The sequence below is a fragment of the Burkholderia sp. LMG 13014 genome (genome assembly GCF_905232215.1).
GTDB lineage: Bacteria > Pseudomonadota > Gammaproteobacteria > Burkholderiales > Burkholderiaceae > Burkholderia.
Window position 1 is genome coordinate 1 of the sequence record NZ_CAJNKE010000196.1, and the last position, 9903, is coordinate 9903.

Here is a 9903-nt window from a genome sequence, read left to right on the forward strand (position 1 = left end):
GGATGCCGTGCGCGTGTGCGCTTCGGATGTGCTGGCTGACGGTGGCGCCGGCGTGCGCGTCGACGCGACGCTGCGCGGCGAGCAGGCCGTCGTGTTCTTCGTGCGCTACGAGGGCCAGGCATATGGTTACCTGAATCGCTGCGCGCATGTGCCGATGGAGCTCGACTGGGCCGAAGGGCAGTTCTTCGAATCGTCGGGCCTCTACCTGATGTGCGCGACGCATGGCGCGATCTACGAGCCGAACACCGGCAAGTGCGTCGGCGGCCCGTGCCGCGGCGGCCGCCTGCGGCCGGTCGAGGTCGACGAGCGCGACACGTCCGACGGGCGTGCGGTATTCTGGGTGCCCGACGCCGACCTGCGTCCCGCCGTTCCCGCCACGACCGACTAACGACAACACTGCATGGCCGACCAACCGAATTCCCCGGATTCCTCCTCCCGTCCCGACAGCCGTGAACCGAACTGGGAGCGTGCGGCGCTCGAGCGGATCGCGCTTGCGGCGGTCAAGGAGCAGCGCGCGGCGCGGCGCTGGAAGATCTTCTTCCGCTTCGCGTTCCTCGCCGTGTTCGTGCTGTTCGCGTTCGCTTTGATCGATTTCTCGAGCGATTCGAAGTTTTCTTCGAGCGGGCGGCATACGGCGCTCGTGACGATCGACGGCGAGATCGCGGCCGGCGTCAACGCGAACGCCGACGACATCAACACGGCGCTCGACGCCGCGTTCGACGACGACGGCACGGTCGGCGTCGTGCTGCGGATCAACAGCCCGGGCGGCAGCCCGGTGCAGGCCGGGATGGTCTACGACGAGATCCGGCGGCTGCGCGCGAAATACCCGGACAAGCCGCTGTACGTCGTCGTGACCGACATGTGCGCATCGGGTGGCTATTACATCGCGTCCGCGGCCGACAAGATCTTCGTCGACAAGGCGAGCATCGTCGGGTCGATCGGCGTGCTGATGGACGGGTTCGGCTTTACTGGCCTGATGGGCAAGCTCGGCGTCGAGCGGCGCCTGCATACGTCGGGCGAAAACAAGGGCTTCTACGACCCGTTCTCGCCGGAGACGCCGAAGATGGACGCGCATGCGCAGGCATTGCTCGACCAGGTGCATGCACAGTTCATCAAGGCCGTGAAGGATGGCCGCGGCAAGCGGCTGCACGAGACGCCCGACATGTTCTCGGGCCTGTTCTGGACCGGCGAGAAGAGTGTCGAGCTCGGGCTTGCCGACGGCTACGGCACGACCGACACGGTCGCGCGCGACGTTCTGAAGGCGCCCGATCTCGTCGACTATACGGTCAAGGAAAGCCTGACGAACCGTGTCGCGCGCAAGTTCGGCGCAGCCGTGGGCGGCGCCGCGATGAAGGCGCTGACGGCCGGCGGCGCGTCGGTCAGCTTGCGCTGACCGAAAGCGGGCGGGCCGCAACGGCCCGCAGTCGCTTGGCGGTTCGCCTGCTGCGGCTTCAGTTCGCCAGCAGCAGGAAGATCGCTGGACGCTTGTGCAGATTCGGCGCAGGCGCCTTTTTCCAGTCCGCTACGGTGCGGCTCGCGATCGTCTCGGTCGCGAGGGTCAGGTCGGCCGCGACGCAGATCTGCGTCGACGGTGCGCAGGTCGCGACGAGCGTGTCGAGCATCGCGTGATTCCGGTACGGCGTTTCGATGAAGATCTGCGTCTGGCGCGCCTTGCGTGACAGTTGCTCGAGTTCGCGCAGGCGTTTCGCGCGCGCGGCTGCGTCGACCGGCAGATAGCCGTTGAACGCGAAGCTCTGGCCGTTCAGGCCCGATGCCATCAGCGCGAGCAGGATCGAACTCGGCCCGACGAGCGGCACGACTTTCACGCCGCGCTCGTGCGCGCGGCGCACCAGCAGTGCACCGGGATCGGCGACGGCCGGGCAGCCGGCCTCCGACACGAGGCCGGCGTCCGCACCGGCCAGAATGGGCGCGAGCAGCCGGTCGATGGCGCCGGTCGGCGTATTGACGTTCAGTTCGCTGATCTCGATTTCCTGGATCGGGCGCGTCGTGCCGATCTTCTTCAGAAACGCGCGCGTCGTTTTCGCGTTCTCGCCGATGTAATAGCCGAGCGTGCCGGCGCGCGCCTGGACGGCCGCGGGCAGCACGGCGGCGAGCATCGATTCGTCGCCTTCGCCGAGCGTGTTCGGGACGAGGTAAAGCGTGCCGGCGGTCATGCGCGGTCTCCACGGGTGGTTGCAAACAACGGATATTCGGCGGCGCGCAGCATGCGCGTGAGCGCGATCAGCGGCAGGCCGACGAGCGCGGTCGGGTCGTTCGAGTCGATCGCGTCGAGCAGTGCAATGCCGAGCCCTTCGGACTTCGCGCTGCCGGCGACGTCGTATGGCGTTTCCGCGCGCAGGTACGCGTCGAGTTCGGCCTCGGGCAGCGAGCGAAAGCGCACGCGCGTGACGATGTCCTCGACCTGCGCTTCGCCCGTCCGGCTGTCGTACAGGCAGAGCGCGCTGTGGAATTCGACTTCGCGGCCCTGCATCGACACGAGTTGCGCGAGCGCGCGCTCATGCGTGCCGGGCTTGCCGATCTGGAGCCCGTCGAAGGTCGCGACCTGGTCCGACCCGATCACGAGCACGCCGTCCGGCGCGTCGATCGTGGCAGCGACTGCGCGCGCTTTCGCGCCGGCGAGGCGCAGGGCGGTCGCGGCAGGCGTTTCGCCGTCGTGCGGGGTTTCGTCGAGGTCGGGTGACACGACGTCGAAGGGGATGCCGAGGCGCTCGAGGAGCGCGCGGCGGTAGCGTGAACTGGAGGCAAGAATCAGCCGCGGCGGGCGGCAAACGGTATCCGGCATGGTCGGTTGGATCGGTGAGTCGTCGGGTGTTGCGCAGCGTTGCGCGGACGCAAGCTTAAGTGATTGACCGCAAAAGGTAAAACAGGTATGCTTTCCCGCTTTTCGTCGGTAGGCTTCCGTTGTGGTGGTGCCTGCCGGGTCTTCGGAAGTAAAGTACGTCATCCGCGGATGAACCGTACGCGAGCGGTACCAAGCCGGATCCGCAAGTCAGCCTGTAGGCAGGAGCGCACATGAACACTTCTTCTGGCAAACCTGCTGCGGCGCTTGATCCGCACGCGATCGACCTGTTCGAATTCGCCCGCAGCGGGCGGCAGGCAGCAGGCGCGGTGCGCCTCTCGCAACTGCCGCGCATGTTAAACGAAGTGCCCGCGGACGCGCCAGATCGCGACACGGTCTTCACATGGCAGGCGGAAGGGTTCACCCAGAAGGAGTTGCAGGACGACGGCGCCGATGGGCAGCAGCCGTATCTGCGCCTTGCGGTGCATGGCCATGCGTGGCTCACGTGCCAGCGCTGCATGACCCCGTACGACCAGGCGTTCGGCGTCGACATGACGTACCGGGTCGTCGCGACCGAAGAAGAAGCTGAAGAATTTCCGCTCGACGACGATGAAGCCGATGTGATCGTGGGCTCACGCCAGTTCGATCTCGTCGACTTGATCGAAGAGGAATTGCTGCTTTCGTTGCCGCTCGTGCCCAAGCACGAGGTTTGCCCGGCAGTTCACGAAAGCCTCGTGTCGGGCGCGAGCGGTCCCGCGGAAGAGACGGACGAGGAGTCCGACGAAGCCGGGGACGAAGGCAAACGGCCGAATCCGTTCGCAGCGCTGGAAGCGCTGAAGAAGGACGGTGACGGCACCAAGAAACACTAAGCAGTTGTGGCGCGGGAAGGCGTAAAGGCTTTGGGCCAGGGTAGTTAAGCGCCGGATCGGGCTGTGTTAGAATCCGGAAAATTATTTAGGAGTTAGTCATGGCAGTCCAGCAAAACAAGAAGTCGCCGTCGAAGCGCGGCATGCATCGTTCGCACGATTTCCTGACGGCAGCGCCGCTGGCAGTCGAGCCGAGCACGGGTGAAGTGCATCTGCGTCACCACGTCAGCCCGAACGGCTACTATCGCGGCAAGAAAGTCGTCAAGACGAAGAACGACTAAGCGTCAAGTCACGCGTTGCGCGCTACGCTTGCCGTTCGCGTGACAACTGGTTCGCTTGACACTTTCCTGGCTCGACAAAAAGGCGGCATTCATCTGCCGCTTTTTTGTGCCTGAAATTCGTCGCATTCCATGACCGTAAAGCTCACAATCGATTGCATGGGAGGCGACCACGGCCCGTCCGTGACCGTTCCCGCGGCAGTCAAGTTCGTCCGCGCGCATCCCGATGCGCACCTGATGCTCGTCGGCATCGAAAGCGCGATCCGCGCTCAGCTGAAAAAGCTGAAAGCCCTCGACGATCCCGCGCTGACCATCGTTCCCGCCACCGAAGTCGTGGCGATGGACGACCCTGTCGAAGTGGCGCTGCGCAAGAAGAAGGATTCTTCGATGCGCGTCGCGCTCAACCGCGTCAAGGAAGGCGAGGCGCAGGCCTGTATCTCCGCCGGCAATACCGGCGCGCTGATGGCCGTTTCCCGTTACGTACTCAAGACGCTGCCCGGCATCGAACGGCCCGCGATCGCGTCCGCGCTGCCGAACCCGACCGGCTACACGATGATGCTGGACCTCGGCGCGAACGTCGACTGCGAGCCGCAGCACCTGCTGCAGTTCGCGGAGATGGGGCACGCGCTCGTGGCCGCGCTCGAAGGCAAGGAGCGTCCGGCGATCGGCCTGCTGAACATCGGCGAAGAGGTGATCAAGGGCAACGAGACGATCAAGCGCGCAGGTGAACTGCTGCGCGCCAGCACGCTCAATTTCCGCGGCAACGTCGAAGGCAACGACATCTACAAGGGCACCGTCGACGTGATCGTGTGCGACGGCTTCGTCGGCAACGTCGCGCTGAAGACGTCCGAGGGCCTCGCGCAAATGCTGGCCGACATCATCCGCGAGGAGTTCGGCCGTTCGCTGATGTCGAAGCTGATGGCGCTGCTCGCCGCGCCTGTCCTGCTACGTTTCAAGAAGCGCGTCGACCACCGGCAGTACAATGGTGCAGCGTTACTGGGGCTGAAGAGCCTCGTGATCAAGAGCCACGGTTCCGCCGACGCCTACGCGTTTGAGTGGGCGATTAAACGCGGGTATGATGCCGTCAAAAACGGCGTGCTGGAGCGCCTCGCGCGCGCGATGGCGGATAATTCAGTGTCACTCGGCGAAGGCGAACACGACGCGGGCGGCGCGGGCCATGCAAGCCCCGCCGCAGGCCATCACGCCGAACCTTCCGCTGCGCAATCCTCTAAAGCATAAATGGCCCAATCGACTCTCTATTCCCGCGTGCTCGGCACGGGCAGCTACCTGCCGCCTGACCGCGTCACGAACCAGCAGTTGACCGATCGTCTCGCGAAGGAAGGCATTGAGACGAGCGATGAATGGATCGTTGCGCGCACGGGTATCCATGCGCGCCATTTCGCCGCACCGGACGTGACGACCAGCGACCTCGCGTTCGAGGCGTCGCGTCGCGCGATCGAAGCCGCCGGCATCGATCCGCAGTCGATCGACCTGATCATCGTCGCGACTTCGACCCCCGATTTCGTGTTCCCGAGCACCGCGTGCCTGCTGCAGAACAAGCTCGGCATCAAGAACGGCGGTGCGGCATTCGACGTGCAGGCCGTGTGTTCGGGCTTTGCGTACGCGATGGCGACGGCCGACAGCTTCATCCGCAGCGGCCAGCACCGCACGGCGCTCATCGTCGGCGCGGAGACGTTCTCGCGCATTCTCGACTTCAAGGACCGCACGACCTGCGTGCTGTTCGGCGACGGCGCGGGCGCGGTGATCCTGTCCGCGTCGGAAGAGCCGGGCGTGCTCGGCAGCGCACTGCACGCGGACGGCAGCTATTCGCACATCCTCTGCACGCCGGGCAACGTCAACCGCGGCGTGATCGAAGGCAGCGCGTTCCTGTACATGGACGGGCAGGCCGTGTTCAAGCTCGCGGTCAACGTGCTCGAGAAGGTTGCGATCGAGGCGCTCGCAAAGGCGAATCTCGCGCCCGAGCAGATCGACTGGCTGATTCCTCACCAGGCCAACATTCGCATCATGACCAGCACCTGCCGCAAGCTCGGCCTGCCGCAGGAGCGCATGGTCGTGACGGTCGACCAGCACGGCAACACGTCGGCTGCGTCGATCCCGCTGGCGCTCGACGCCGCGGTGCGCGACGGTCGCATCCAGCGTGGCCAGCACGTGCTGATCGAAGGCGTCGGCGGCGGCTTCACCTGGGGCGCGTCGGTCTTCCGCTACTGATCCGCGGCGCGCGACTGCTGCGCGCGGATCCCATCGGCGCGCCATTCGTGCGCGCCGTCCGAATCGACTCAATTGGGGACGATATGAAATTTGCATTCGTATTTCCGGGGCAGGGCTCGCAGGCGGTCGGCATGCTCAACGCATTCGCCGATCTGGCCGTCGTGCGCGAGACGCTCCAGGAAGCGTCCGATGCACTCAATCAGGATCTCGGCAAGCTGATCGCCGAAGGCCCGGCCGAAGAGCTGAATCTCACCGCCAACACGCAGCCCGTGATGCTGACCGCTGCCTATGCGTGCTATCGCGCGTGGCAACAGGCAGGCGGCCCGGCGCCGTCGATCGTCGCCGGCCACAGCCTCGGTGAATACACGGCGCTCGTCGCCGCCGGCGCGCTCGCGTTCAAGGATGCGGTGCCGCTCGTGCGTTTTCGCGCGCAGGCGATGCAGACGGCCGTGCCGGTGGGCCAGGGCGGCATGGCCGCGATCCTGGGCCTCGACGACGACACGGTGCGCGCGGTCTGCGCCGAAGCCGCGGAAGCGGGCGTTGTCGAAGCCGTGAACTTCAATGCCCCCGCGCAGGTCGTTATCGCAGGCAACAAGGCCGCGGTCGAAAAGGCCTGCGAGATCGCGAAGGCGAAGGGTGCGAAGCGCGCGCTGCCGCTGCCGGTGTCGGCGCCGTTCCATTCGTCGCTGCTCAAGCCGGCGTCGGACCAGCTGCGCGACTATCTCGCGAACGTCGACGTCAAGGCGCCGCAGATTCCGGTCGTCAACAACATCGACGTCGCCGTGGTCAGCGATCCGGCTGCGATCAAGGACGCGCTGGTGCGCCAGGCCGCGGGCCCGGTGCGCTGGGTCGAGTGCGTGAAGCACATCGCCGGCACGGGCGTCACGCACGTGATCGAATGCGGTCCGGGCAAGGTGCTCGCCGGCCTGACGAAGCGCATCGACGGCAACCTGACGGGTGCATCGGTGTTCGATCCGGCGTCGCTCGACGAAGCGCTCAAGCTGGTGACCGCCTGACGCGGCACCTTTTCTCAAGAGACGGATATTCGATTCATGGACAAGACTCTCGATAAACAGGTTGCGATCGTCACTGGCGCATCGCGCGGCATCGGCCGTTCGATCGCGCTCGAACTCGCGCGCCTGGGCGCGACGGTGATCGGCACGGCGACGAGCGAATCGGGCGCCGCTGCGATCACCGCGACGTTCGCGGAAGCGGGCGTCACGGGGCGCGGCGCGGTGCTGAACGTCAACGACGCGGCAGCCGCCGAGGCGCTGATCGACGCGACCGTGAAGGAATTCGGCGCGCTGAACGTGCTCGTCAACAACGCGGGCATCACGCAGGACCAGCTCGCGATGCGCATGAAGGACGAGGACTGGGACGCGGTGATCGACACCAACCTGAAGTCGGTGTTCCGCCTGTCGCGCGCGGTACTGCGCCCGATGATGAAGGCTCGTGGTGGCCGCATCATCAACATCACGTCGGTGGTCGGCTCGGCCGGCAACCCGGGCCAGGTCAACTACGCAGCCGCGAAGGCCGGCGTCGCGGGCATGACCCGTGCGCTCGCGCGTGAAATCGGCAGCCGCGGCATCACCGTGAACTGCGTCGCGCCGGGCTTCATCGACACCGACATGACGAAGACGCTGCCGGAAGAACAACAGGCCGCGCTCAAGACCCAGATTCCGCTCGGCCGCCTCGGCAGCCCGGAAGACATCGCCCATGCCGTCGCGTTCCTCGCATCGCCGCAAGCCGGTTACATCACCGGTACGACGCTGCACGTGAACGGCGGCATGTACATGTCGTAACGATTTTCGTTTACCATCCGCGCCGTATCCCGTTTTTCAGGCGGATCGGCGCTTGATCGACCATCAAGCCAACGCGCGTTTTGGCGTCAGCAAACCTGATAAAATGCGCGCACTTGTAAATCTGAACTTTCCCTCGGAGGGGTAATGGATAACATCGAACAACGTGTCAAGAAGATCGTCGCTGAACAACTGGGCGTCGCGGAAGCCGAGATCAAGAACGAAGCTTCGTTCGTGAACGACCTGGGCGCCGACTCGCTCGACACCGTCGAACTGGTGATGGCTCTGGAAGACGAGTTCGGCATGGAAATCCCGGACGAAGAAGCAGAGAAGATCACGACCGTTCAGCAAGCGATCGACTACGCTCGCGCAAACGTCAAGGCGTAATAGGCGCCTTTCGCGCTTGTCCGCCACGTCTCCGCGATTTTCGCGATTGACGCGCCATCCTGCCGGCTTCGCGCCGGACGGACTAACAGCCACAGGGCTCGCAGGGCTGGTTCCTGTGGCCACTGTGGCTTTTGTTTTTGTCATCCAATAATGGAAAAGAGGTTACCGTGAGCCGCCGTCGTGTTGTTGTTACAGGCCTGGGGCTGATTTCGCCTGTTGGCAATAATGTTGCCGACGGCTGGGCCAATCTCGTCGCCGGCAAGTCCGGTATTGCCACCGTCACGAAGTTCGATCCGTCGAACCTCGCCGTCCATTTCGCGGGCGAAGTGAAGGGATTCGTCGCCGAGGAGTACATCCCGGCGAAGGAAGCCCGGAACATGGATACGTTCATCCATTACGGCATCGCCGCCGGCGTCCAGGCCATCAAGGACAGCGGGCTGGAAGTGAACGAAGCCAATGCGGAACGCATCGGCGTGCTGGTCGGTTCCGGCATCGGCGGCCTGCCGATGATCGAAGATACGCACCAGACCTACGTCGATCGCGGCGCGCGCCGGATTTCGCCGTTCTTCGTGCCGGGTTCGATCATCAACATGATCTCGGGTCACCTGAGCATCATGTTCGGCCTGAAGGGCCCGAACCTCGCGGCCGTGACGGCCTGCACGACCGGCCTGCACAGCATCGGCCTGGCCGCACGCCTGATCCAGGCGGGCGACGCCGACGTGATGGTCGCGGGCGGTGCCGAATCGACGGTGTCGCCGCTCGGCATCGGCGGTTTTGCGGCAGCGCGCGCGCTGTCGACCCGCAACGACGATCCGGCCAGCGCGTCCCGTCCGTGGGACAAGGACCGCGACGGCTTCGTGCTGGGCGAGGGTGCAGGCGTGATGGTGCTCGAAGAGTACGAAGCGGCGAAGGCACGCGGGGCGAAAATCTACGCGGAAGTCTCGGGCTTCGGCATGACGGGCGACGCGTACCACATGACCGCGCCGAACATGGACGGCCCGCGCCGTTGCATGGTCGCGGCACTGCGCGACGCCGGCCTGAACGCGGATGAGGTCCAGTACCTGAACGCGCACGGCACGTCGACGCCGCTGGGCGACAAGAACGAGTCCGACGCGGTGAAGGCGGCCTTCGGCGAGCATGCGTACAAGCTCGTCGTGAACTCGACGAAGTCGATGACGGGCCACCTGCTGGGCGGCGCGGGCGGCCTCGAATCGGTGTTCACGGTGCTGGCGCTGCATAACAACGTGTCGCCGCCGACCATCAACATCTTCAACCAGGACCCGGAGTGCGATCTCGATTACTGCGCGAACACCGCGCGTGACATGAAGATCGACGTCGCCATGAAGAACAACTTCGGCTTCGGCGGTACCAACGGCACGCTGGTGTTCAAGCGCGTCTGACGCTGCAATCGCTTGACGAGTCCCTTCGATGCTCCGGCCGGGCGTCCGCAGCGCTTTGCGTTGCGGGCCTCGGCCGTGTCGTATTTCGTGCTGGCCGCGTTCGTCGCGTCGGCTGCCGCGTCGGTCTACCTGTTCTGGGCGCCG

Annotated in this window: 12 protein-coding genes; 10 read left to right on the top strand and 2 right to left on the bottom strand. The window is 65.3% G+C overall.

Going from position 1 to position 9903, the window contains the following annotated elements; all coding sequences use genetic code 11:
* Together JYJ84_RS19445 and JYJ84_RS19450 are read left to right on the top strand one after the other, a co-directional pair.
* A partial coding sequence (locus JYJ84_RS19445) for a Rieske 2Fe-2S domain-containing protein (RefSeq protein ID WP_240201878.1) occupies positions 1-388 on the top strand: 388 nt, incomplete at its 5' end.
* Between the two features lie 12 nt (positions 389-400).
* Positions 401-1393 (top strand): S49 family peptidase, encoded by a 993-nt coding sequence (locus tag JYJ84_RS19450; RefSeq protein WP_122944833.1) that lies wholly within the window; start codon positions 401-403, stop codon positions 1391-1393.
* 58 nt (positions 1394-1451) lie between these two features.
* On the opposite strand, the gene JYJ84_RS19455 is transcribed toward JYJ84_RS19450, so the two are convergent.
* The gene (locus JYJ84_RS19455; RefSeq protein ID WP_175221285.1) at positions 1452-2174 is read right to left on the bottom strand and encodes an SAM-dependent methyltransferase; all 723 of its coding nucleotides are present in this window, start codon (positions 2172-2174) and stop codon (positions 1452-1454) included.
* Positions 2171-2803, bottom strand: coding sequence for a Maf-like protein (locus tag JYJ84_RS19460; protein ID WP_175221284.1), 633 nt, complete (start codon positions 2801-2803; stop codon positions 2171-2173). Before JYJ84_RS19460 ends, JYJ84_RS19455 begins: the two co-directional genes overlap by 4 nt.
* A 230-nt stretch (positions 2804-3033) precedes the next feature.
* Here JYJ84_RS19460 and JYJ84_RS19465 point away from each other — a divergent pair, with 230 nt between their 5' ends.
* The 8 genes from JYJ84_RS19465 (at position 3034) to fabF (ending at position 9759) form a co-directional block, all read left to right on the top strand.
* The gene (locus tag JYJ84_RS19465) at positions 3034-3669 is read left to right on the top strand and encodes a DUF177 domain-containing protein (protein WP_122944835.1); all 636 of its coding nucleotides are present in this window, start codon (positions 3034-3036) and stop codon (positions 3667-3669) included.
* A gap of 98 nt (positions 3670-3767) precedes the next feature.
* Positions 3768-3947, top strand: coding sequence for a 50S ribosomal protein L32 (gene rpmF, locus JYJ84_RS19470; RefSeq protein ID WP_006051932.1), 180 nt, complete (start codon positions 3768-3770; stop codon positions 3945-3947).
* A gap of 129 nt (positions 3948-4076) precedes the next feature.
* Positions 4077-5183, top strand: coding sequence for a phosphate acyltransferase PlsX (plsX, locus tag JYJ84_RS19475; protein WP_122944836.1), 1107 nt, complete (start codon positions 4077-4079; stop codon positions 5181-5183).
* A complete protein-coding gene (locus JYJ84_RS19480) occupies positions 5184-6173 on the top strand; it encodes a beta-ketoacyl-ACP synthase III (RefSeq protein ID WP_174960339.1) in 990 nt (329 codons plus the stop codon).
* An 83-nt stretch (positions 6174-6256) separates the two neighbouring features.
* The gene (gene fabD, locus JYJ84_RS19485) at positions 6257-7189 is read left to right on the top strand and encodes an ACP S-malonyltransferase (RefSeq protein ID WP_174960337.1); all 933 of its coding nucleotides are present in this window, start codon (positions 6257-6259) and stop codon (positions 7187-7189) included.
* Positions 7190-7225: 36 nt separating this feature from the next.
* On the top strand, positions 7226-7975 hold the full coding sequence (gene fabG, locus JYJ84_RS19490) for a 3-oxoacyl-ACP reductase FabG (RefSeq protein ID WP_059706934.1): 750 nt from the start codon (positions 7226-7228) through the stop codon (positions 7973-7975).
* Between the two features lie 144 nt (positions 7976-8119).
* Positions 8120-8359: an acyl carrier protein gene (acpP, locus tag JYJ84_RS19495; protein ID WP_004197638.1), complete on the top strand. Its 240-nt coding sequence runs from the start codon at positions 8120-8122 to the stop codon at positions 8357-8359.
* A gap of 167 nt (positions 8360-8526) precedes the next feature.
* On the top strand, positions 8527-9759 hold the full coding sequence (fabF, locus tag JYJ84_RS19500) for a beta-ketoacyl-ACP synthase II (RefSeq protein ID WP_175221283.1): 1233 nt from the start codon (positions 8527-8529) through the stop codon (positions 9757-9759).
* Positions 9760-9903 lie beyond the last annotated feature (144 nt).

Coding starts and splice junctions, on each gene's coding strand:
- JYJ84_RS19450 (WP_122944833.1), top strand. CDS start 401: ATGGCCGACCAACCGAATTCCCCGGATTCCTCCTCCCGTCCCGACAGC.
- JYJ84_RS19455 (WP_175221285.1), bottom strand. CDS start 2,174: ATGACCGCCGGCACGCTTTACCTCGTCCCGAACACGCTCGGCGAAGGC.
- JYJ84_RS19460 (WP_175221284.1), bottom strand. CDS start 2,803: ATGCCGGATACCGTTTGCCGCCCGCCGCGGCTGATTCTTGCCTCCAGT.
- JYJ84_RS19465 (WP_122944835.1), top strand. CDS start 3,034: ATGAACACTTCTTCTGGCAAACCTGCTGCGGCGCTTGATCCGCACGCG.
- rpmF (WP_006051932.1), top strand. CDS start 3,768: ATGGCAGTCCAGCAAAACAAGAAGTCGCCGTCGAAGCGCGGCATGCAT.
- plsX (WP_122944836.1), top strand. CDS start 4,077: ATGACCGTAAAGCTCACAATCGATTGCATGGGAGGCGACCACGGCCCG.
- JYJ84_RS19480 (WP_174960339.1), top strand. CDS start 5,184: ATGGCCCAATCGACTCTCTATTCCCGCGTGCTCGGCACGGGCAGCTAC.
- fabD (WP_174960337.1), top strand. CDS start 6,257: ATGAAATTTGCATTCGTATTTCCGGGGCAGGGCTCGCAGGCGGTCGGC.
- fabG (WP_059706934.1), top strand. CDS start 7,226: ATGGACAAGACTCTCGATAAACAGGTTGCGATCGTCACTGGCGCATCG.
- acpP (WP_004197638.1), top strand. CDS start 8,120: ATGGATAACATCGAACAACGTGTCAAGAAGATCGTCGCTGAACAACTG.